This is a genomic window from Buttiauxella brennerae ATCC 51605 (assembly GCF_001654925.1).
Lineage (GTDB): Bacteria > Pseudomonadota > Gammaproteobacteria > Enterobacterales > Enterobacteriaceae > Buttiauxella > Buttiauxella brennerae.
This window is the reverse complement of the sequence record NZ_LXER01000023.1, coordinates 1-21152: the sequence shown is the minus strand read 5'-3', so window position 1 is coordinate 21152 and position 21152 is coordinate 1. Positions and strand designations below refer to the sequence as shown.

The window sequence follows — 21152 nt, the reverse complement described above, 5'->3', positions numbered from 1 at the left end:
GCCAATTGGCACCTTTTTTGTGGGCTACTGTTTTTCCAGCTTCGGTTTGTTGTCGATGTTGGTCAACACACCGCTGCTGTTAAAGGTCAGCGTCAGCGTTTGCTGAGAGACATTTTCATGCCCTGGCTGCTGGCGGAAAACGTAGAACCAGGTACTGGTACCAAATGGATCAGTCATCATTGGCGTACCCAGAGCATAGGCAACTTGCTGTTGAGTCATGCCAGTACGAATCTTTGACACGTCGTTTTGTGTCAGGTAGTTCCCCTGGTTAATGTCGGGGCGGTAAACCACTCGCTCCAGAGTGGAACAGCCTGCGGTCAGCATAAGAAGAACCGCTGCGGCAGCAGTCAGCGTTTTACAGCGCATAGTGATTTGATTCCTTTTCGGGCCCGAGCAGCACATGGCTCATTCATAATATGCCGATGATAATAAACCTTTACGCAGTTTAAAACATTAAGGCGCTTAACTCTGACCCTGGTTCGGCAAAAAAGTTGGCTTAAAACCTGCTCAATTAACAATATGCTAGCAAAGTGGTTGTTTTTTGAACGACACACATCATGCCCGGCATAATGTGTGTCAGCAATATCTATTAAGCAGCCAACAACTCTTTTGCGTTGGCAAGTGTATTGCGCGTGACTTCACTGCCACCAAGCAAACGTGCCAGCTCTTGTAAACGTGAGCGTTTATCCAGCGGCTGCATATGGGTTTCGGTCATTTCACCGTCGGTTTCTTTACTGACAAAGAAGTGATGATGACCACAACCCGCAACCTGCGGCAGGTGGGTGACACACATGACTTGAGTGGACTCGCCTAACTGGCGGAGTAATTTGCCCACCACGGCAGCCGTTGGGCCACTGATCCCGACATCGACTTCATCGAAGATTAACGCTGGGGTTTCCATTTTACGGGCAGTGATAACCTGAATAGCGAGTGCAATACGTGAAAGTTCACCACCTGAGGCCACTTTTGCCAGCGGTTGTAATGGCTGGCCTGGGTTGGTCGTGACGCGAAAATCAATACGGTCTGCACCTTCAGCGGTGAGGTGGTTTTCGTTAAATTCTACGTCAATCGCCAGTTGCCCGTGCGGCATAGACAATGAATGCATGCTTTCGGTAATCAGTTCGCAGAGCTCAGCGGCATAGTGCGCACGGCGCTGATGCAATTCGCGTGCGATATTCAGTGCTTGCTGGTGATGAAGTGCAACCGCCTGCATTAGTTCGTCTTGTGAACTGGCCTGGTTATCAAGCAAGCGTTGCTCATCAAGCAGCTGCTGATGGAAAACCGGTAACTCTTCCGCTGAAATGTGGTGCTTGCGGGCCAGTGAGATTTGTCTGGAGATACGTTGCTCCAGTTCATATAAACGGTTCGGGTCGAGATCCAGACGGTCACAATAATGGCGCAGTTCATCGCTGGCTTCAGATAACTGAATATTGGCTTCTTCCAACATATTCAGGACACCCGTCAGTTTTCCATCCATTCCGACCAACTCTTCCATCAGATGGCGAACGGTATACAGCTGACTTTGCAGATTGTTGTCTTCGCCATCGGCGAGGATCGCCAACGCTTGTTGGCTGGTGGAAATCAATTGCCCACTGTTTGCCAGGCGTTTGTACTCTTCATCAATTTGTTCAAACTCACCCGTGACTGGGGAAAATTCATTGAGTTCTTTCAGTTGATAATTAAGTAGTTCAGCACGTGCTGCACGCTCCTGAGCGAGCTGCTGATGCTGTGCCAGAGTGCGGCAGCTTTGGTGCCATTCACGGTAGCTTTCAGCCATTTGCAGTAGCAATGCAGATTCCCCGGCATAACCATCCAGCAGGTTTTTTTGATGTTCAGGTTTCAGTAACAGCTGGTGCGCATGCTGACCGTGAATTTGAATCAGCATTTGGCCGAGGTCACGCAGTTGTGAAAGGGGAACGGCAGTACCATTGATAAAACCACGCGAACGGCCGTCGACGCTAATGACGCGGCGCAGTAAACACTCGCGCCCATCATCAAGCTGGTTTTCTTCCAGCCAGCGCAGGGCTGCAGGGGTATCTTTCAGGGAAAAGCGGGCACAGAGATCGGCACGGCTGGCACCCCGGCGCACCATATCTGCTTCAGCGCGGCCACCGAGACACAGCCCTAAGGCATCAATCGCGATAGATTTGCCAGCACCCGTCTCACCGGTAATGGCGGTCATACCGTGGTGAAAATCAATTTCCAGTTCACGAACGATGGCGAAGTTACTGATGGTGAGTTGTGCCAGCATAATAGCTTTCCTGTATGAAAAGACATGACTGTGTTTTCATACAGTATAAACTGGTTTTATATACAGTAAAGAGCCTGGGGGCACTTTTAGAACAATTTTTTTGACCAGCCGAGTTTAGAGCTCAATGTATTGAAATAACTGTAATCTTTCGGGTGGATAAGGTTCAGATGGTAATCGCAGCGGCGAATCAGCACGTCTTCACCTTCCTGAATTGGCAGCGCAATCTGGCTGTCACAGCTGATTTCCAGGTCGCTACACATATGTGAAAACCGCAGGCGGATAGTGCTGCTGCTGTTAATCACCAGTGGGCGGGCAGACAGCGTGTGCGGGAACATTGGCACCAGAGTAATGGCATCAAGCGACGGTGTCAGAATCGGGCCACCTGCCGACAGGGAATAGGCGGTTGAGCCGGTTGGCGTCGAGATAATTAACCCGTCGGAACGCTGTGAGAACGCGAAGATTTCATCGATATAAACTTCGAATTCAATCATATGGGCCACTTTACCCGGGTGAAGCACCACTTCGTTAATCGCAGTACTCAGGCGGGTAGGGGTATCTTGCTGGCAAACCTGGGCTTCCAACAAAAAGCGGCGTTCTGCGATGTAATGCCCTTCGAGGACATCGGCCAGTTGCTGTTGCGCGTTATCCGGGTCAAGGTCAGTCAGAAAACCGAGGTTGCCGCGGTTAATACCGATGACTTTGATATCATAGCGAGCAAGAACTCGGGCTGCGCCAAGCATATTGCCGTCACCACCAACGACCACCGCAAGATCGGCCTGTTGGCCGATTTCTGCCAGCGTGCCGGTTTTAACGCTTGTGAGGTTAAGTTCCTGGGCAATTTGCTGCTCGACGATAACATCGTAGCCTTTGGTGCATAGCCAGCGATACAGCATTTCATGCGTGGTCAGGGCTGTTGGGTGACGAGGGTGCCCGACAATACCAATGCAGTTGAAATGTTTGTTCATTATGCTGATGGTCCTTATGCGCAGATATGCAACGCGAAATCCGTTGGTTATATGACAATATCTCACGTTCCCTTGAATCCAGGAAACTGATCCCCATAATAAGCGAACCAGCGAGATGAATGCTAAAAACGCGGAGAAATTCATGAGTAGTAAAGATCAGAAAACACCAGACGAGCAAGTCTCGGACGAAATTGCAATGGAAAGCCACGAAGAAGTCGAGGCCGTAGAGGGTGCCGAAGTGGTTGATCCGCGCGATGAACAAATTGCCGATTTAACAGCGCAACTGGAAGAAGTTCAGCAGCGCGAGCGTGACCTGGCGTTACGCAACAAAGCGGAAATGGAAAACCTCCGTCGCCGTACCGAACTCGATATTGAGAAAGCGCACAAGTTCGCGTTAGACAAATTCGTCAACGAACTGCTGCCTGTTATCGACAGCCTTGACCGCGCTCTGGAAGTGGCTGACAAGTCCAATACCGATTTAGCCGCCATGATTGAAGGCATCGAATTAACTCAGAAATCGATGCTGGATGTGGTGCGTAAATTTGGTGTGGATGTGGTTGGCGAAACCAATGTGCCATTCAACCCGGATGTACACCAGGCTATTGCGATGGTTGAATCTGAAGATGTAGCACCAAACCATGTACTGATGGTGATGCAGAAGGGTTACACCCTGAATGGTCGCACGCTGCGTGCTGCAATGGTTTCTGTTGCAAAAGCAAAAGCGTAATTCGCCCGATTATTTTAAATAAAAACTGCCTTAAATAAAAAGCCAGCCTTCGCGGCTGGCTTTTTTGTCTCTACTTTTCTTCTACGCTCTGGCGCAGTGGTGTCACGGGTGTGACCCGCACTTGCTTAATCATGTTGTCCTGAACATCAAGAATATCAATATCGTAGTGGCTTAACCGCACCCGTGTTGCGATGGCTGGAATCTCTTGTAGCTCTTCTAGGATCATGCCGTTAACCGTCCGGGCTTCATCTTCCGGCAGCGTCCAGTTAAAGGCTTTGTTGATTTCACGGACGTTTGCGCTGCCTTCGATAATGACGGAACCATCGTTTTGTGGCGTAACTTCTTCGGCAAGGGTCGGTGACATTGACGTGGTGAAGTCACCGACAATCTCTTCAAGAATATCCTCAACCGTCACCAGCCCCTGAATATCACCGTATTCGTCGACGACCAGGCCCACTTTCTTCTTGTTGCGCTGGAATTTCACCAGCTGAACGCTCAGTGGCGTGCCTTCCGGAACGAAATAAATTTCATCTGAGGCGCGTAGCAGCGTTTCTTTAGTGAACTCCTGCTTTTCCGTCATTAAACGGTAGGCTTCACGCACGCGCAGCATGCTGATTGCATCATCCAGCGTATCGCGGTAAAGCACGATGCGCCCGTGCGGGGAGTGTGTCAGCTGGCGAACAATAGATTTCCAGTCGTCGTTAATATCAATCCCGACGATTTCATTACGCGGCACCATGATGTCGTCGACACTGATTTTTTCCAGATCCAGAACGGAAAGCAGCATGTCCTGGTTGCGGCGAGATATTTTTGAATGGGACTCATGCACCAGGGTACGTAATTCGTCTTTGTTTAGCGCGCTACTGACGGTGCTGACGTTTTTGATACCCATAAGGCGCATCAACATACGCGTGATGATGTTCAGTAACCACACCAGGGGCATCATCAGGATTTGCAGTGGGCCGAGCAGGAAGCTGCTTGGGAATGCGACTTTTTCTGGATACAGCGCGGCGATAGTTTTTGGCAAAACTTCAGCGAAGACCAGTACCACAAAGGTGAGGATACCGGTGGCGATAGCAACGCCAGCATCACCGTATAAACGCATGCCGACGATAGTGCCTATGGCTGAGGCCAGAATGTTGACCAGGTTATTACCAATGAGTACCAGGCTAATCAGGCGATCTGGTTTGCGAAGCAGTTTTTCGACCCGTTTAGCAGCACGGTTACCTTGTTTGGCGAGGTGACGCAGCTTGTAACGGTTAAGCGTCATCATGCCGGTTTCAGAGCCGGAGAAGTACGCTGAAACGACTACCATGATGATCAATGTGACAATCAACGTAGTCGTTGAGATCTGTTCCAAAAGGATTTCCTTTATAAAGACAACATTAGCCGACGAATTGTTGCAGGACGCGGCTACCAAAATAGGCGAGTGTCAGAATCGCTGCACCTGCGACGTTAAACCACACCACGCGGCGGCCTCGCCAACCTTCATGATAGTGTCCCCAAAGTAAAACGATGTAGACAAACCATGCGAGAATCGACAATACCGCTTTGTCGACGTTTTCCAGGCTGAAAAGATTTTTCAGATAAAACAGGCCGGTGCAAAGGGTTAACGTCAGCAGAACAACACCGACTTGAGTGATGTGAAACATTTTGCGCTCAATGCTCATCAACGGCGGCATTTCAGCACGGAAGGCGAGTTTTTTATTTTTGAGCTGATAATCAATCCAGGCCAGCTGCAATGCGTAAAGCGCAGCAATAATCAGCGTAGCGTAGGCAAAGAGCGACAGGCCAATATGCACCATCATTCCTGGCGTCGCTTCCAGGTGAGTGATGAATTCGTTAGGCATAAAGGTGGCAAACGCCAGATTGATTAAGGCAAAAGCGTAAACAATGGGTAACAGCAGCCAGCCGCGATTTCGCGACGCCACGATAGTCATCACGGTACAAATCATCAAACTGACGAGCGAGCCGACGTTCAGCAAGCTGAGGTTCTGACCCCCATCGGCGTTAAAAATACGTGCTTCAAGCGCCAGACCGTGGCTAACCAGCGCAATAACGGCTGATATAATGGCAAAACGGCGCCATCCGCTGTTTTTTGTCAGCAGGGCGGGGATAATCAGCGCGAGGCTGCTGGAATAGGCTACAAGCGCAAGGATGGCGAAAACAGGCATATAAAGTGTCGGTCAATTAGCCAGAGATGAAAAAAAGCAGTATAACGTTACCTGCCGCCTGCTCCAAATCTAACCGTTGCATCCAGCTATAACCGTTGCATCACACCAAAGGCGGCTTCATGGTATAATCCGCCAAATTCTGTTTTGTGTCGCAAGCTGCGGCCCTAAGTTACCACGTTAGGCAAAAGACAATGTTTGATAATTTAACTGACCGTCTGTCGCGCTCATTGCGCAATATCAGCGGCCGCGGGCGGCTGACTGAAGAGAATGTAAAAGAAACTCTGCGCGAAGTGCGCATGGCATTGCTGGAAGCTGACGTTGCGCTGCCGGTGGTGCGTGACTTTATCAGCCGTGTAAAAGAAAAAGCGGTTGGTCATGAAGTTAACAAGAGCCTGACCCCGGGTCAGGAGTTCGTCAAAATCGTTCGCACCGAACTGGTTGCAGCGATGGGCGAAGAGAATGCGAGCCTGAATCTTGCAGCACAGCCGCCAGCCGTTGTGCTGATGGCGGGTTTGCAAGGTGCGGGTAAAACCACAAGCGTCGCGAAATTAGGTAAGTTCCTGCGCGAGAAGCACAAAAAGAAAGTGCTGGTGGTTTCTGCCGACGTTTATCGCCCTGCGGCGATCAAACAGTTGGAAACGCTGGCTGAACAAGTTGGTGTCGATTTCTTCCCGTCTGATGCTGGCCAAAAGCCGGTTGATATCGTTAATGCGGCGCTGAAAGAAGCGAAGCTGAAATTCTTTGATGTGCTGCTGGTGGATACCGCCGGTCGTTTGCACGTTGACGAAGCGATGATGGATGAAATCAAACAGGTTCATGCTGCGATTAACCCAGTTGAAACCCTGTTTGTTGTCGATGCCATGACCGGCCAGGATGCGGCAAATACCGCAAAAGCCTTCAACGAAGCATTGCCACTGACCGGCGTCGTACTGACGAAAGTCGACGGTGATGCGCGTGGCGGTGCGGCGCTGTCTATCCGTCATATCACCGGCAAGCCGATTAAATTCCTCGGTGTGGGCGAAAAAACGGAAGCGCTGGAGCCTTTCCACCCGGATCGTATTGCCTCTCGTATTCTGGGGATGGGCGATGTTCTGTCGCTTATCGAAGATATTGAAAGCAAAGTTGACCGTGCTCAGGCGGAGAAACTTGCCAGCAAGCTGAAGAAGGGCGATGGGTTTGATCTCAACGATTTCCTTGAGCAGCTCAAGCAGATGAAAAACATGGGTGGCATGGCGAGTATGATGAGCAAATTGCCAGGAATGGGGCAATTGCCGGATAACGTTAAGTCGCAAATGGACGATAAAGTTCTGGTTCGTATGGAAGCGATTATCAATTCCATGACGCTCAAAGAGCGTGCGCAGCCAGAGATTATCAAAGGTTCACGTAAACGTCGTATCGCGGTGGGTGCGGGCATGCAGGTGCAAGACGTCAACCGTCTGCTTAAGCAGTTCGACGACATGCAACGCATGATGAAAAAGATGAAGAAAGGCGGAATGGCGAAAATGATGCGTGGCATGAAAGGTATGATGCCACCAGGTTTCCCAGGCCGTTAATTTCTGTAATTTTTGTTTGGCTTGCAAAACAAAAATTGATTTCCGCTCAGGAATGAGTACAATTTTCGGGCTTTTAATATGACACCAGGCTCCATCCCTCGATGGGGCCTGGTGTTTTATTCACTAAAGAGGATGTTATGGTAACTATTCGTTTAGCACGTCACGGCGCTAAAAAGCGTCCGTTCTACCAGGTTGTTGTTACAGACAGCCGTAATGCACGTAACGGTCGCTTCATTGAGCGCGTTGGTTTCTTCAACCCTATCGCTAGCGAAAAAGACGAGGCTACCCGCCTGGATCTGGATCGTATCGAACATTGGGTTGGCCAAGGCGCAACCGTTTCTGATCGCGTATCTGCGCTGATCAAAGCAGCAAAAAAAGCAGCTTAATCTGTCACGGTGGTCATGATGAGCAATCAACTCGCTGTAAAGGCTCCTGTTAACCCAATCGTGTTGGGCAAGATGGGTTCCTGCTATGGGATTCGTGGTTGGCTCAGAGTGTTTTCCTCCACCGAAGACGCCGATAGCATTTTTGACTATCAGCCCTGGTTTATCCAGAAGGCGGGTCAGTGGCAGCAAGTACAGCTGGAAAGCTGGAAGCACCACAATCAGGATCTGGTCATCAAGCTGAAAGGTATTGACGATCGGGATGCAGCGAATCTTCTGACCAATTGCGAAATTGTCGTCGATTCAACGCAATTGCCTCATCTCGAAGAGGGTGACTACTACTGGAAAGACCTTATGGGTTGCCAGGTTGTCACTACTGAAGGATACCAGCTCGGTAAAGTCATCGATATGATGGAAACCGGCTCCAATGATGTTCTCGTCATTAAGGCAAACCTGAAAGATGCGTTCGGTATCAAGGAGCGGCTGGTTCCGTTCCTCGATGGGCAGGTTATCAAGAAAGTCGATCTCGCTACTCAAACCATTGAAGTAGATTGGGATCCTGGTTTCTAAAACCTCCGGATTAACGGTAAAAGTCGGCGTAATGGGGATTGGCTTGTGTTTATTGGTGTAGTTAGCCTGTTTCCAGAGATGTTTCGTGCAATTACCGACTTCGGGGTAACTGGCCGGGCAGTGAAAAATGGCCTGCTGAGCATCCAAAGCTGGAGTCCACGTGACTTCACTTATGACCGACACCGTACCGTGGACGATCGTCCTTACGGCGGCGGACCGGGTATGCTCATGATGGTAAATCCTTTGCGGGAAGCCATCCACGCAGCGAAAGCAGCGGCAGGGGAAGGTGCTAAGGTTATCTATCTTTCACCTCAGGGGCGCAAGCTTGATCAAGAAGGCGTCAGTGAACTGGCAACAAATGAGAAGTTAATTCTGGTTTGTGGTCGTTACGAAGGGGTAGATGAGCGCGTAATCCAAACCGAAATTGATGAAGAATGGTCAATCGGCGATTACGTTCTCAGTGGTGGTGAATTACCAGCAATGGTACTGATTGACTCGGTTTCACGGTTTATTCCGGGAGTACTGGGGCATCAGGCATCAGCAATCGAAGATTCGTTTGCCGATGGATTGTTGGATTGCCCGCACTATACTCGTCCTGAAGTGTTAGAAGGCATGGAGGTTCCGCCAGTTTTACTGTCGGGCAACCATGCGCAGATTCGCCGTTGGCGCCTGAAACAGTCGCTGGGCCGCACCTGGCTTAGAAGACCTGAACTTCTGGAAAACCTGGCTCTGACTGAAGAGCAAGCAAGGTTGCTGGCGGAGTTCCAAAAGGAACACGCAAATACAGCAACATAAACATGATGGGATGGCGTAAGCCCCCGAATATCAGTTTACCCAGGATAAGAGATTAAATTATGAGCAACATTATTAAGCAAATTGAACAAGAACAGATGAAACAGGATGTACCTTCATTCCGTCCGGGTGATTCCGTGGAAGTGAAAGTATGGGTCGTTGAAGGTTCTAAAAAACGTCTGCAGGCATTTGAGGGCGTGGTTATCGCTATCCGTAACCGCGGTCTGCACTCTGCATTCACTGTTCGTAAAATTTCCAACGGCGAAGGTGTTGAGCGTGTATTCCAGACTCACTCACCAGTAATTGACAGCATTGCTGTTAAACGTCGTGGTGCCGTTCGTAAAGCTAAACTGTACTACCTGCGTGAGCGTACTGGTAAATCTGCTCGTATCAAAGAGCGTCTTACCAAGTAAGATTTCGCTAGCGCGACATCCATATCAAGGGCTGCCATTTGGCAGCCCTTTTTTTGTTTAATGCATAAACGATGCTTGTAGCCCGGTATTACTGGCTTTTTCCCATTGGGCGCGACGCTGTGCCACGTCTGGCAGTGATTCACAGCTGGCAGGGAATGATTTCCCGCTTTCCCCAAGAATGGTTAAGAATTTCGGATCACAAATCCGTTGCTGGCCTACTGCATACCCTTTTAACCACTCCTCTCGATCTACTTTTTCATCGTTATGCAGATAAGCAATCACGAGATTGCTTCTGACCGGTTGCCCGGACATCGCATCATCCCAGCCGGCTTGATACCAGTCGGTAGGCTCAGGGGTGGGAGCATGTGTGTACGGATCAACATAACAGGCCGACAGGAATAAGATCGGAATTAAGGCGATGTAACGCATGGTGGGAATATCCATTTCAAAGAGTATTCTCTGAGCATAGAGGCTATTTCATTGAATGCATGTTTACGCGAAAAAGAAGCGTATTTATGGATTGATGTATAATTAAGTTTACATGCATTGCTGTTTTACGTGCTTTAAGCGGCAATTATTTTATTGTTGTAACGTATTGTTTACGTAATATGGATTGCAATCTTTACTAAAGCTGGTAATGTAGTCGCATCCTCACTGAGGAAACGACTATCGCAAACGAGCTAACAGGATCGCCATCATGCAAAAAGACGCGCTGAACAACGTTCATATTTCTGACGAACAAATACTTATCACTCCGGATCAACTGAAAGCGGAATTCCCGCTGACTGCCGCCCAAGAAGCGCAGATTGAACAGTCCCGTCAGACGATTTCCAACATTATCGCGGGCCGTGATCCTCGTCTGTTGGTGGTGTGTGGACCTTGCTCGATCCACGACCCGGAAACCGCGATTGAATATGCTCGTCGTTTTAAAACGTTGTCTGAACAAGTTAGCGATAGTCTGTACCTCGTGATGCGCGTCTATTTTGAAAAGCCACGTACTACTGTGGGCTGGAAAGGGCTGATTAACGATCCGCACATGGATGGTTCGTTTGATGTCGAAGGCGGTTTGAAAATTGCTCGTCAATTGCTCGTAGAGTTGGTGAGCATGGGTCTGCCACTGGCAACTGAAGCGCTTGATCCAAATAGCCCACAATACTTAGGCGATCTGTTCAGCTGGTCGGCAATCGGTGCGCGTACTACTGAGTCCCAGACTCACCGTGAAATGGCTTCAGGGCTGTCAATGCCGGTTGGCTTCAAAAATGGTACTGATGGCAGCCTCGGCACAGCAATTAACGCAATGCGCGCTGCATCCATGCCACACCGTTTTGTCGGTATTAACCAGGCAGGCCAGGTTTGCTTACTGCAAACTCAGGGTAACCCTGATGGACACGTGATTTTACGTGGCGGTAAAGCACCAAATTACAGCCCCGCAGATGTCGCGCAGTGTGAAAAAGAGATGGAACAGGCAGGACTCCGCCCAGCCTTGATGATAGATTGCAGCCATGGCAACTCAAATAAAGACTACCGCCGCCAGCCGGGCGTGGCTGAATCAGCTGTTGCTCAAATTAAAGATGGCAACCGTTCGATTATTGGCCTGATGATTGAAAGTAATATCCACGAGGGTAATCAATCTTCAGAGCAACCACGCAGTGAGATGAAGTACGGTGTTTCCGTAACAGATGCTTGTATTGACTGGGAAACCACTGAGACTTTACTGCGCGAGATTCATCAGGATCTGAACGGTACGCTTGCGGCGCGTCAGGCATAAGAGGTTTTACTATGGTGGCTGAATTGACCGCGCTGCGCGATCAAATTGACGAAGTGGATAAGGCGTTGCTGGGGCTACTGGCACGCCGCCTTGAACTGGTAGCGGAAGTTGGCGAAGTCAAAAGCCAGTACGGTTTACCGATTTATGTCCCGGAGCGTGAAGCGGCAATGTTGGCTTCGCGCCGCAAAGAAGCACAAGCACTGGGTGTTCCACCGGATCTCATTGAAGATGTATTGCGCCGCGTAATGCGTGAGTCTTACTCAAGCGAGAATGATAAAGGTTTTAAAACTCTGTTTCCTGCGTTGCGCCCGGTGGTTATCGTCGGCGGCGGCGGGCAAATGGGGCGCTTGTTTGAAAAGATGCTCACACTTTCCGGTTACCAGGTTCGAATTCTTGAAAAAGAGGACTGGGATAAAGCACCAGAGCTAATGGCCGATGCGGGTATGGTGATTGTGAGCGTGCCAATTCACATCACCGAACAAGTTATCGCTCAGTTACCACGCTTGTCTGATGACTGTATTCTGGTTGATCTGGCATCGGTTAAAAATGGTCCTCTACAGGCTATGCTGGCTGCGCACCATGGCCCTGTTCTGGGTTTGCACCCAATGTTTGGGCCGGATAGCGGCAGCCTGGCAAAGCAAGTTGTGGTGTATTGTGACGGTCGCCAGCCCGAAGCTTACCAGTGGTTCCTGGAACAGATTCAAGTTTGGGGCGCGCGTTTACATCGCTCCACTGCAGTTGAACACGATCAGAACATGGCGTTTATTCAGGCGCTGCGCCACTTTGCAACCTTTGCATACGGCTTGCACCTGGCAGAAGAGAATGTTCAGCTCGAGCAGTTACTGGCGCTTTCATCACCGATTTATCGCCTGGAACTAGCTATGGTCGGGCGCTTATTCGCTCAGGACCCCCAGCTTTATGCAGACATTATTATGTCTTCCGAGAGCAACCTGGACCTGATCAAACGTTACTATAAACGTTTTGGTGAGGCGATTGGCCTGCTGGAGCATGGTGATAAGCAAGCGTTCATCGACAGCTTCCGTAAGGTTGAACACTGGTTTGGTGATTACGCGCAGCGCTTCCAGAGCGAAAGCCGTACTTTATTACGCCAGGCAAATGATAGCCGACCGTAATCGCAAAATAGTCTTATAATCTAAAGCCATCAGGGAAACCTAATGGCTTTTTTTATTGGCAATTAAGGATAGAAAAATGGCTCAGCCGCAAGTTCTGTTCGATTACACCGGTCACTTACCTGAATGCCCAACCTGGAGTGCTGAGGAAAATTGCCTCTACTGGACGGACATTCTCGAAAACGAAATGCATCGCTATAACATCGCCAGTAAAAAACACGATGTGATTCAGTTTTCAGAAGAAGTTGGATGTTTTGCGCTGTGTGAAACAGGCGGCTTTATTGTCGCGTTGCGCAGCGGAATTTATCTGACCAACCGTACAGGGCTTATCACTCGTAAAGTGTGTGACAACCCCAATAACCCTGCATTAGCTCGTTTTAATGATGGTGGAACGGATAGAGACGGACGCTTTTATGCCGGAACATTTTGGGGGCCGGGAGATTACAACGGGGCATTGTTATGCCGCGTGGATAACGATCTGACTCCGCATGTTATTCAGCATGATATTCATGGTGCCAATGGTCTGGCGTTTAGTGCCGACAAAAAATGGATGTACAACTCGGATACGCCGAATCGCGTGATTTATAAAACCCCGCTTGATGAGCTTGGTGAGCCGGGTAAACGTGAGGTCTTTAAACGTTTTGAGCCAGGGCAGGGGATTCCAGACGGAGCAGCAATTGATGAACAAGGTGGCTACTGGACGGCGCTATTTGATGGCTACCGTATTGCTCGTTTATCGCCAACGGGAGATCTACTGGAAGAGTATCAGTTACCGGTACGCTGCCCGACGATGGTCTGTTTCGGTGGCGATGATATGAAAACGTTGTTTATCACGACCACGCGGGAAAATATGGGCGATGCAGAAATTGCAGAAAGGCCGCTTTCTGGCGCGATTTTTACGCTTGAAGTTGCCGTCGCAGGGCTGCCAAAGCTTAAATTTAAACAGATTTAGTAAGCCAGCATAGTGCTGGCTTACTACCCGTGTTATACCGGATCGACAGGCACCACATTCTCGCTTGGGTAACAGCCCAGCACTTTCATCGAACGGGTGATTTCGCCCAGCTCGCGCAGTGCTTTTCCCATCGCTTCATCGTTCAGGTTCGCCTGAACATCCAGATAAAACATCTCTTCCCACGGGTTGCCGTTTATTGGCCGTGATTCCAGTTTTGTCATAATCAAATTGTGATTACGTAGAACCAGAAGTGCTTCTACCAGCGCACCGGCTTGTTGGCCTGTTGCCATCAGCAGGGTGGTTTTCGCCGGAACCTGGTCGGTCACTTCAACAGATTTGCGCGCCAGTACGATGAAACGGGTGATATTTTGCACCTGGTTCGCAAGGTTGCGCTCCAGTACTTGTAGGCCATACAAGGCCCCGCCGGCTTCGCTGCCAAGCGCTGCAACATGCGGTGATTTTGCCTGTGCGACTTTTTCCATTGCCGCAGAAGTACTTTCGCAATACTCAATTTTCCAGTTCGGGTAGCGGTTGATGAACTGGCTACATTGCTGGAAAGGTTGCGGGTGGCTATAGACCGTTTGAATCATGTCTAAGTCGGTAGTTCCATTGACCAATACGCAATGGTCGATAGGAACAGTCATTTCAGCCACGATGGACAAACTGGTGTGTTGCAGCAAATCGTAGACATCGTTGATTGCGCCAGAACTGGTGTTCTCTAGCGGTACGACGGCATAATCGGCTTGGCCGGTTTCAACTTGGTTGAAAATGTCATGGAATTTGGCACAGCCACTTTCAATAAACTGTTCAAAATGGCGTGCTGCATACTGGCGGGCAGCCAGGTGCGAGTAAGAACCTTTTGGGCCGAGGAATGCAATTCGTGCTGACTGCGGGTTCGTTTTATTCAGATGTTGCTGCAGGAGCGTTTGCTGCGTCAGGACGGAGTCTTCAATGATTAGCTGGAACAGGCGAGTGATGTAATGCGCGTCCAGGTTATGTGTTTTGCCCAGAGTAATCAGGCGCTCCAGTAAATCCCTCTCGCGGTCGATATCGCGCACCGGGCGGTGAGTGGCAAGTTTCGCTTTGCCTACTTCTACAGCTAATAAGCGACGCTCTGCCAGCAGTGCCAGCAGTTTTACATCCAGGGCGCTGATTTTATCGCGCAGTGCCAGCAATGGGTTTGTCTCACTCATATCGCTACCTTTTCGAAATCCATAAAAAAAGCCTCCCGGGTTTCGGGAGGCTTGTTTGTTCGTCTTCGCATTCTTTATCACACGACGAATTGCCTCCCATTCAGGGGAAGGTAAAAAAGAATGCGAAGAAAAACGGAAATAAATTCATGGTCAATTCCTGATAAGTCAGACAAGTAAGGTACCCGGTCTGTTTTCGCTCTGTCAATAAAAAACGCGCCCGGAGGCGCGTTGTTATGGTTGATAAGGCTAAATTGATTACTCTTCTTCAACTTCCGCGATAGCAACGTCTTTCACTGAGCCTGCTGTGCGACGCGCTTCACCCTTGTGTTGCACTTTATTCAACTGCCGCTCCAGTTTGTTGATCAAATCGTTGATAGCCGTATACATATCATCGTGTTTGGCGCTCGCTACGAGCTGGCCATTTGGCGTATTAATGGTGGCATCTGCCACGAAACCTTTCGGCTCTTTGGACAAAACAATGTGTGGGTTAATTAAATGTGTTTGCCACTTGTCCAGTTTAGTTAGACGGTCTGCGACGTGCTGACGAATAGCTGGGGTGATTTCCATTTGCTTGCTGGTAATGTTCATTGTCATAAAGTTACCTCTTGTCATTCCCGTCTTGGTAACTCCAGCATACCTTTCTGAATGTCAAAATGTGTGATTTAAGTCACATTATTTTGTCACTTTTTGTCAGTAAACCCTTTTTGTGAGGCAGGACAGGATCTCTGTTTTTAATGCTTGTGGAACCGGGGAATAGCGTCCATATTTGATTGGATGACCTGACGCTAAACCGTTTCAGTTTCGCGTTTCAGGCAATAAAAATGGCAGCCAATTGGCTGCCATTTTGTTTTGCAATTCGGTCTGTCAGGTATTGCTGCCGTTGGCCGCGATAATTTTTGCAACTTTTTCAGCTTGAGCTGGCATTTGCATTTCACGGTAGGCATTTTCCATCAGCTTCAGGCCATCACGAGTGGCTTGAGTATCAGGGAAATCACGCAACATTCCTTCGACACGGTTAACTACTGCAACCCACGCGCCGCGTTTAGTGTAGTATTGCGCCACGGAAAGCTCATATTTCGCTAAACGATCTTTCAGGAACACCAGACGCTTGGTGGCATCGGTGACATACTGGCTGTTCGGATAACCACGAACCAGCTTAGAGAAATCTCTGAATGCATCGCGCGCATGCGCCGGATCCCGGTCTGAACGATCTACGCCAAAGAAACCTTGTAATGCGCTATCATCTAACGCCATATCCGTCAGACCGCGCATGTAAAGTACGTAGTCAATGTTTGGATGGGTAGGATTAAGGCGCATAAAGCGGTCAATCGCTGCCTGAGCCAATGGCAAATCAGCGTTCTTATAGTAAGCATAAATAAGATCTAACTGCACTTGTTGCGAGTAAGGCCCGAACGGATAACGGTTATCCAGCGCTTCCAGTTGCGTTATCGCCGCTTTAAAGTTACCGTCCTGCAACTTTTGCTGCGCAGTCGCATAGATCTCAGAAGGTGGACTATCAGGAACCTCATCCTTGGAACTGGAGCAACCAGCCAAAGCCAGGCTCAACGTGGCTGCTGCCACCAGATATTTCATACGCGTCATGACGTTTTGACTTTCCTCAGAATGTTATCCGGGAGGCTCTCTGTTCCAGCTCCCGATAAAGACCAGCTACAATAGCACACTATATTAAACGGCATTGCCGTAAAACCCAACGTTAACGAAGAAGCTGTCTATGGCACAACTAGTACAACTCACCGCAACAGTGTCCGAATCTCAACTCGGTCAACGCTTAGATCAAGCTTTGGCCGAATTGTTCCCGGATTATTCAAGATCTCGTATAAAAGAATGGATTCTTGACCGGCGCGTGCTGGTCAATGGCAATATTAGCGACAAACCAAAAGAAAAAGTATTGGGTGGCGAAGCTGTCACTATCAATGCGGAAATCGAAGAGGATGTGCGCTGGGAACCACAAGATATCCCGCTTAATATCGTTTATGAAGATGACGATATTTTGGTGATTAACAAACCGCGTGATTTCGTTGTGCATCCTGGTGCGGGTAACCCTGATGGGACCGTACTGAATGCGCTGCTGCATTACTATCCGCCGATTGCCGATGTTCCACGTGCAGGCATTGTTCACCGCCTGGATAAAGACACGACTGGTTTGATGGTAGTGGCAAAAACCGTTCCTGCGCAAACTCACCTGGTTGAGGCTTTGCAATTACGTGAAATTACACGTGAATATGAAGCGGTCGCAATTGGCCACATGACGGCTGGCGGCACTGTAGAAGAGCCAATCAGTCGACATTCGACCAAGCGTACTCATATGGCCGTGCATCCGATGGGTAAACCTGCGGTGACGCATTATCGAATCATGGAACATTTCCGTGTGCATACGCGTCTGCGTCTGCGTCTGGAAACGGGCCGTACTCACCAGATTCGTGTTCATATGGCGCACATCACTCATCCATTGGTTGGCGATCAGCTCTATGGTGGCCGTCCACGTCCGCCGAAAGGCGCGTCGGAAGAGTTCGTCAGCGTACTGCGTAAGTTTGACCGCCAGGCTCTGCATGCAACCATGCTGCGTCTTCATCATCCGATTAGCGGTATGTTGATGGAGTGGCATGCGCCGATTCCTCAGGATATGGTTGAACTGATTGAAGCATTGCGTGCTGATACAGAAATCCATAAGGATCAACTGGACTGGCTATGAGCAAACTGATCGTCCCGCAATGGCCACTCCCGAAAGGCGTTGCCGCTTGCAGTTCGACACGTATTGGTGGTGTGAGTCAGCCGCCTTACGACTCGCTTAATCTGGGCGCTCACTGCGGTGATAATCTGGATGATGTCGAAGAAAACCGTCGCCTTTTCTACGCGGCTGCGTCGTTGCCCTCGAAACCCATTTGGTTAGAGCAGGTACACGGCAAAGAAGTGTTGAAACTCGCCGGCGGGCCATATCTGTCTAAACGCGCTGATGCTTCTTACAGTTCAACGCCGGGAACAGTTTGTGCAGTAATGACAGCAGATTGCCTACCAGTGCTATTCTGTAATAAGGCCGGAACGGAAGTTGCGGCGGCTCATGCTGGATGGCGTGGCCTGTGCGAAGGTGTTCTTGAAGAGACGGTCGCATGTTTTAACGATGCACCAGAAAACATCATTGCGTGGCTTGGCCCGGCTATCGGCCCTGAAGCATTTGAAGTTGGCCCTGAAGTGCGTGAAGCGTTCATGGCTAAAGATATTCAGGCAGATAGCGCATTTCTCCCGTCAGGGGAAAAATATATCGCTGACATCTACACGCTTGCACGTCAGCGTTTGTCTGCTGTAGGCATTAACCATGTTTATGGTGGTGATCGTTGTACCTACAGCGAAACGGGTGATTTTTTCTCGTATCGACGCGACAGAACAACAGGCCGTATGGCAAGTTTTATATGGCTGATATAACCTATTGAATCAAGACGATCCAGTGCGGGTAATTAACGCTTCAAATATTTCAGGTCATTAACCTTGAATAATTGAGGGATGACCTCATTTAATCTCCAGTAGCAAATTTGACCTGTATATGGGAGGAGTTATGCGTCTGGATCGTCTTACTAATAAATTCCAGCTTGCTCTCGCCGATGCCCAATCTTTAGCTCTCGGGCACGACAACCAATTTATCGAACCCCTTCACTTGATGAGCGCACTGCTCAATCAGGAAGGCGGATCTGTACGCCCTTTACTGACCTCTGCTGGTGTCAATGCCGGGAAACTGCGTACTGAAATTGAGCAAGCCTTAAGCCGTTTACCACAAGTTGAAGGAACGGGCGGAGACGTTCAGCCTTCGCAGGACTTAGTCCGTGCTTTAAACCTGTGTGACAAACTGGCGCAAAAACGAAATGACAACTTTATTTCGTCAGAGTTATTTGTTCTGGCAGCACTTGAATCGCGCGGAACATTAACTGATTTACTGAAATCAGCAGGTGCTACCACGGCAAATGTGACAGCAGCAATTGATCAAATGCGTGGAGGCGAAAACGTGAACGACCAGGGTGCCGAAGACCAACGTCAGGCATTGAAAAAATATACCGTCGATCTGACTGAGCGTGCCGAACTTGGCAAGCTCGACCCAGTAATCGGCCGTGATGAAGAAATTCGTCGCACTATCCAGGTATTGCAACGGCGTACCAAAAACAACCCGGTACTGATCGGTGAACCAGGCGTGGGTAAAACCGCGATTGTTGAAGGCCTGGCACAGCGCATCATTAATGGTGAAGTACCGGAAGGGCTGAAGGGCCGTCGGGTATTAGCACTGGATATGGGCTCGCTGGTAGCGGGTGCAAAATATCGCGGTGAATTTGAAGAGCGCCTTAAAGGTGTATTGAACGACCTTTCCAAACAGGAAGGTAACGTCATTCTGTTTATTGACGAGTTGCACACTATGGTTGGAGCAGGTAAAGCCGATGGTGCAATGGATGCCGGTAACATGCTTAAGCCTGCACTGGCTCGCGGTGAGTTGCACTGCGTCGGCGCGACAACACTTGATGAATATCGTCAGTATATAGAAAAGGATGCCGCGCTTGAGCGTCGTTTCCAGAAAGTGTTCGTTGCTGAACCTTCTGTTGAAGACACCATCGCAATTTTGCGTGGGTTGAAAGAGCGCTACGAGCTGCACCACCATGTGCAGATTACTGACCCGGCCATTGTTGCGGCGGCGACTTTATCGCATCGCTACATCGCCGATCGTCAGTTGCCGGATAAAGCCATCGACCTTATAGATGAAGCTGCTTCCAGCATTCGTATGCAGATTGACTCGAAACCTGAAGAGCTCGACCGTCTTGACCGCCGTATCATCCAGCTCAAACTGGAACAGCAGGCGTTGAAGAAAGAGTCTGACGAAGCCAGCCTGAAACGGTTGAGTATGCTTGAAGACGAGTTAGGGCAGAAAGAGCGCGAGTATTCAGTGCTGGAAGAAGAGTGGAAAGCTGAGAAGGCATCACTTTCTGGCACCCAGACGATTAAGGCTGAGCTGGAACAGGCAAAAATAGCGATTGAACAGGCCCGCCGCGTAGGGGACCTGGCTCGCATGTCTGAACTGCAATACGGGAAGATACCTGAACTTGAGAAGCAGCTTGAAGCGGCAACTCAAAGTGAAGGTAAAACCATGCGACTGCTGCGTAACAAAGTTACTGACGCAGAAATCGCAGAAGTGCTTGCGCGCTGGACAGGTATTCCTGTGGCTCGCATGCTCGAAGGTGAACGCGACAAACTGCTGCGGATGGAACAACAACTTCATACTCGTGTCATCGGGCAGAATGAAGCTGTAGAAGCGGTATCGAACGCTATTCGTCGTAGCCGTGCTGGTTTGTCTGACCCGAACCGTCCGATTGGTTCGTTCCTGTTCCTTGGGCCAACCGGTGTGGGTAAAACTGAGCTGTGTAAAACGCTGGCAAACTTTATGTTTGATAGCGACGACGCGATGGTGCGTATCGATATGTCTGAGTTTATGGAAAAACACTCAGTCTCTCGTTTAGTCGGTGCGCCTCCAGGTTATGTGGGTTATGAAGAAGGTGGCTATCTGACAGAAGCGGTTCGCCGCCGTCCTTACTCTGTCATTTTGTTGGATGAAGTAGAGAAGGCGCACCCGGATGTGTTCAACATCTTATTGCAGGTGTTGGATGATGGACGCTTAACTGACGGGCAGGGTAGAACGGTCGACTTCCGTAATACGGTGGTGATTATGACGTCTAACCTGGGTTCTGACTTAATTCAGGAGCGCTTCGGCGAGCTGGACTATGGCCATATGAAGGATCTGATTCTTGGTGTTGTGAGTCAGAACTTCCGCCCAGAGTTCGTTAACCGTATAGATGAAGTCGTGGTATTCCACCCACTGGGTGAGAAACACATTGCTTCTATTGCGCAGATTCAGTTGCAGCGCTTGTATAAGCGCCTTGAAGATCGTGGCTATGAAGTCACTATCTCTGAAGATGCCTTGAAGCTGCTTAGCGAGAATGGTTACGACCCGGTATATGGTGCAAGACCGTTGAAACGCGCTATCCAGCAGCAAATAGAGAACCCACTGGCTCAGCAAATCCTTTCAGGCGAGCTGATTCCAGGGAAAGCCGTTCATCTGGAAGTAAAAGACAATCATATTGTGGCAGTGCAGTAAGTCACAAAAAAGATAAAACGAGCCCTTCGGGGCTCGTTTTTGTTTAAAAGCCAGGCGATATTGTCTTTCTTGCTTGTGTTTTGATTGAAAAATGAACGAACGATAGGTTTTTTGAATTTTATACTTGTCAGCTTCA

The 21152-nt window shown here is 49.4% G+C and carries 21 protein-coding genes, 1 pseudogene and 1 other annotated feature; of the genes and pseudogenes, 12 read left to right on the top strand and 10 right to left on the bottom strand.

Translation table 11 applies throughout. The features are described from left to right. Positions 1–24: 24 nt before the first annotated feature. The 3 genes from bamE to nadK all read right to left on the bottom strand — a co-directional run bounded on the left by bamE (position 25) and on the right by nadK (position 3216). Entirely contained in the window at positions 25–366 is a 342-nt protein-coding gene (gene bamE / locus M975_RS14160) for an outer membrane protein assembly factor BamE (protein WP_064560428.1), read from the bottom strand. A 223-nt stretch (positions 367–589) separates the two neighbouring features. Then, positions 590–2251 carry a DNA repair protein RecN gene (gene recN / locus M975_RS14155; RefSeq protein ID WP_064560426.1) on the bottom strand — a complete coding sequence of 554 codons (1662 nt, stop codon included), beginning with the start codon at positions 2249–2251 and terminating at the stop codon, positions 590–592. An 86-nt stretch (positions 2252–2337) separates the two neighbouring features. After that, complete coding sequence (gene nadK, locus M975_RS14150) at positions 2338–3216, bottom strand: NAD(+) kinase (RefSeq protein WP_064560424.1); 879 nt, start codon at positions 3214–3216, stop codon at positions 2338–2340. A gap of 142 nt (positions 3217–3358) precedes the next feature. Between nadK and grpE the strand changes: the two genes are divergently transcribed. Beyond that, positions 3359–3943: a nucleotide exchange factor GrpE gene (gene grpE / locus M975_RS14145; protein WP_034459893.1), complete on the top strand. Its 585-nt coding sequence runs from the start codon at positions 3359–3361 to the stop codon at positions 3941–3943. Positions 3944–4013: 70 nt separating this feature from the next. Here grpE and M975_RS14140 read toward each other — a convergent pair whose 3' ends face one another. Both M975_RS14140 and M975_RS14135 read right to left on the bottom strand, forming a co-directional pair. Next, on the bottom strand, positions 4014–5303 hold the full coding sequence (locus M975_RS14140; protein WP_064560422.1) for an HlyC/CorC family transporter: 1290 nt from the start codon (positions 5301–5303) through the stop codon (positions 4014–4016). A 25-nt stretch (positions 5304–5328) separates the two neighbouring features. Further along, positions 5329–6117: a cytochrome C assembly family protein gene (locus M975_RS14135; RefSeq protein WP_064513211.1), complete on the bottom strand. Its 789-nt coding sequence runs from the start codon at positions 6115–6117 to the stop codon at positions 5329–5331. A gap of 191 nt (positions 6118–6308) precedes the next feature. On the opposite strand from M975_RS14135, the gene ffh reads away from it, so the two are divergent. From ffh to rplS, 5 genes and pseudogenes are all read left to right on the top strand, one after another. Next, positions 6309–7670: a signal recognition particle protein gene (gene ffh, locus M975_RS14130; protein ID WP_064560420.1), complete on the top strand. Its 1362-nt coding sequence runs from the start codon at positions 6309–6311 to the stop codon at positions 7668–7670. 137 nt (positions 7671–7807) lie between these two features. Continuing rightward, positions 7808–8056, top strand: a complete 249-nt coding sequence (rpsP, locus tag M975_RS14125) for a 30S ribosomal protein S16 (RefSeq protein ID WP_064560612.1) — start codon at positions 7808–7810, stop codon at positions 8054–8056. 18 nt (positions 8057–8074) lie between these two features. Beyond that, positions 8075–8623, top strand: a complete 549-nt coding sequence (gene rimM, locus M975_RS14120) for a ribosome maturation factor RimM (RefSeq protein ID WP_064513207.1) — start codon at positions 8075–8077, stop codon at positions 8621–8623. 45 nt (positions 8624–8668) lie between these two features. Beyond that, positions 8669–9437, top strand: a pseudogene (gene trmD, locus M975_RS14115) (tRNA (guanosine(37)-N1)-methyltransferase TrmD). A gap of 40 nt (positions 9438–9477) precedes the next feature. After that, entirely contained in the window at positions 9478–9828 is a 351-nt protein-coding gene (gene rplS / locus M975_RS14110; protein WP_064513203.1) for a 50S ribosomal protein L19, read from the top strand. Between the two features lie 57 nt (positions 9829–9885). Here rplS and M975_RS14105 read toward each other — a convergent pair whose 3' ends face one another. Further along, positions 9886–10272 carry a DUF2799 domain-containing protein gene (locus tag M975_RS14105; protein ID WP_083967898.1) on the bottom strand — a complete coding sequence of 129 codons (387 nt, stop codon included), beginning with the start codon at positions 10270–10272 and terminating at the stop codon, positions 9886–9888. 253 nt (positions 10273–10525) lie between these two features. Between M975_RS14105 and aroF the strand changes: the two genes are divergently transcribed. From aroF to M975_RS14090, 3 genes are all read left to right on the top strand, one after another. After that, the gene (gene aroF / locus M975_RS14100; RefSeq protein WP_064513198.1) at positions 10526–11596 is read left to right on the top strand and encodes a 3-deoxy-7-phosphoheptulonate synthase AroF; all 1071 of its coding nucleotides are present in this window, start codon (positions 10526–10528) and stop codon (positions 11594–11596) included. A gap of 11 nt (positions 11597–11607) precedes the next feature. Further along, positions 11608–12729 carry a bifunctional chorismate mutase/prephenate dehydrogenase gene (gene tyrA, locus M975_RS14095; protein WP_064560414.1) on the top strand — a complete coding sequence of 374 codons (1122 nt, stop codon included), beginning with the start codon at positions 11608–11610 and terminating at the stop codon, positions 12727–12729. A gap of 76 nt (positions 12730–12805) precedes the next feature. Further along, positions 12806–13678: an SMP-30/gluconolactonase/LRE family protein gene (locus M975_RS14090; protein WP_064560412.1), complete on the top strand. Its 873-nt coding sequence runs from the start codon at positions 12806–12808 to the stop codon at positions 13676–13678. A gap of 32 nt (positions 13679–13710) precedes the next feature. Here M975_RS14090 and pheA read toward each other — a convergent pair whose 3' ends face one another. From pheA to bamD, 4 genes are all read right to left on the bottom strand, one after another. Next, positions 13711–14871 (bottom strand): bifunctional chorismate mutase/prephenate dehydratase, encoded by a 1161-nt coding sequence (pheA, locus tag M975_RS14085; RefSeq protein ID WP_064560410.1) that lies wholly within the window; start codon positions 14869–14871, stop codon positions 13711–13713. Positions 14872–14892: 21 nt separating this feature from the next. Then, positions 14893–15020 (bottom strand) — a sequence feature (Phe leader region). Continuing rightward, a complete protein-coding gene (locus M975_RS23215; protein WP_209438134.1) occupies positions 14972–15019 on the bottom strand; it encodes a hypothetical protein in 48 nt (15 codons plus the stop codon). Its footprint overlaps the feature before it by 48 nt. A 106-nt stretch (positions 15021–15126) precedes the next feature. Continuing rightward, the gene (gene raiA / locus M975_RS14080; protein ID WP_064513185.1) at positions 15127–15465 is read right to left on the bottom strand and encodes a ribosome-associated translation inhibitor RaiA; all 339 of its coding nucleotides are present in this window, start codon (positions 15463–15465) and stop codon (positions 15127–15129) included. 270 nt (positions 15466–15735) lie between these two features. Beyond that, positions 15736–16473 (bottom strand): outer membrane protein assembly factor BamD, encoded by a 738-nt coding sequence (bamD, locus tag M975_RS14075; protein ID WP_064560408.1) that lies wholly within the window; start codon positions 16471–16473, stop codon positions 15736–15738. Positions 16474–16603: 130 nt separating this feature from the next. On the opposite strand from bamD, the gene rluD reads away from it, so the two are divergent. From rluD to clpB, 3 genes are all read left to right on the top strand, one after another. After that, a complete protein-coding gene (rluD, locus tag M975_RS14070; RefSeq protein ID WP_064560406.1) occupies positions 16604–17584 on the top strand; it encodes a 23S rRNA pseudouridine(1911/1915/1917) synthase RluD in 981 nt (326 codons plus the stop codon). Further along, on the top strand, positions 17581–18312 hold the full coding sequence (gene yfiH, locus M975_RS14065) for a purine nucleoside phosphorylase YfiH (protein WP_064560403.1): 732 nt from the start codon (positions 17581–17583) through the stop codon (positions 18310–18312). The genes rluD and yfiH overlap by 4 nt, the downstream gene beginning before the upstream one ends. 130 nt (positions 18313–18442) lie before the next feature. Then, positions 18443–21016 carry an ATP-dependent chaperone ClpB gene (clpB, locus tag M975_RS14060; RefSeq protein ID WP_064560401.1) on the top strand — a complete coding sequence of 858 codons (2574 nt, stop codon included), beginning with the start codon at positions 18443–18445 and terminating at the stop codon, positions 21014–21016. Positions 21017–21152: the final 136 nt, after the last annotated feature.

What these genes read in the sequence shown, in the direction of transcription:
- bamE (WP_064560428.1), bottom strand. Translation starts at nt 366, where the DNA reads ATGCGCTGTAAAACGCTGACTGCTGCCGCAGCGGTTCTTCTTATGCTG.
- recN (WP_064560426.1), bottom strand. Translation starts at nt 2,251, where the DNA reads ATGCTGGCACAACTCACCATCAGTAACTTCGCCATCGTTCGTGAACTG.
- nadK (WP_064560424.1), bottom strand. Translation starts at nt 3,216, where the DNA reads ATGAACAAACATTTCAACTGCATTGGTATTGTCGGGCACCCTCGTCAC.
- grpE (WP_034459893.1), top strand. Translation starts at nt 3,359, where the DNA reads ATGAGTAGTAAAGATCAGAAAACACCAGACGAGCAAGTCTCGGACGAA.
- M975_RS14135 (WP_064513211.1), bottom strand. Translation starts at nt 6,117, where the DNA reads ATGCCTGTTTTCGCCATCCTTGCGCTTGTAGCCTATTCCAGCAGCCTC.
- ffh (WP_064560420.1), top strand. Translation starts at nt 6,309, where the DNA reads ATGTTTGATAATTTAACTGACCGTCTGTCGCGCTCATTGCGCAATATC.
- rpsP (WP_064560612.1), top strand. Translation starts at nt 7,808, where the DNA reads ATGGTAACTATTCGTTTAGCACGTCACGGCGCTAAAAAGCGTCCGTTC.
- rimM (WP_064513207.1), top strand. Translation starts at nt 8,075, where the DNA reads ATGAGCAATCAACTCGCTGTAAAGGCTCCTGTTAACCCAATCGTGTTG.
- rplS (WP_064513203.1), top strand. Translation starts at nt 9,478, where the DNA reads ATGAGCAACATTATTAAGCAAATTGAACAAGAACAGATGAAACAGGAT.
- M975_RS14105 (WP_083967898.1), bottom strand. Translation starts at nt 10,272, where the DNA reads ATGGATATTCCCACCATGCGTTACATCGCCTTAATTCCGATCTTATTC.
- aroF (WP_064513198.1), top strand. Translation starts at nt 10,526, where the DNA reads ATGCAAAAAGACGCGCTGAACAACGTTCATATTTCTGACGAACAAATA.
- tyrA (WP_064560414.1), top strand. Translation starts at nt 11,608, where the DNA reads ATGGTGGCTGAATTGACCGCGCTGCGCGATCAAATTGACGAAGTGGAT.
- M975_RS14090 (WP_064560412.1), top strand. Translation starts at nt 12,806, where the DNA reads ATGGCTCAGCCGCAAGTTCTGTTCGATTACACCGGTCACTTACCTGAA.
- pheA (WP_064560410.1), bottom strand. Translation starts at nt 14,871, where the DNA reads ATGAGTGAGACAAACCCATTGCTGGCACTGCGCGATAAAATCAGCGCC.
- raiA (WP_064513185.1), bottom strand. Translation starts at nt 15,465, where the DNA reads ATGACAATGAACATTACCAGCAAGCAAATGGAAATCACCCCAGCTATT.
- bamD (WP_064560408.1), bottom strand. Translation starts at nt 16,473, where the DNA reads ATGACGCGTATGAAATATCTGGTGGCAGCAGCCACGTTGAGCCTGGCT.
- rluD (WP_064560406.1), top strand. Translation starts at nt 16,604, where the DNA reads ATGGCACAACTAGTACAACTCACCGCAACAGTGTCCGAATCTCAACTC.
- yfiH (WP_064560403.1), top strand. Translation starts at nt 17,581, where the DNA reads ATGAGCAAACTGATCGTCCCGCAATGGCCACTCCCGAAAGGCGTTGCC.
- clpB (WP_064560401.1), top strand. Translation starts at nt 18,443, where the DNA reads ATGCGTCTGGATCGTCTTACTAATAAATTCCAGCTTGCTCTCGCCGAT.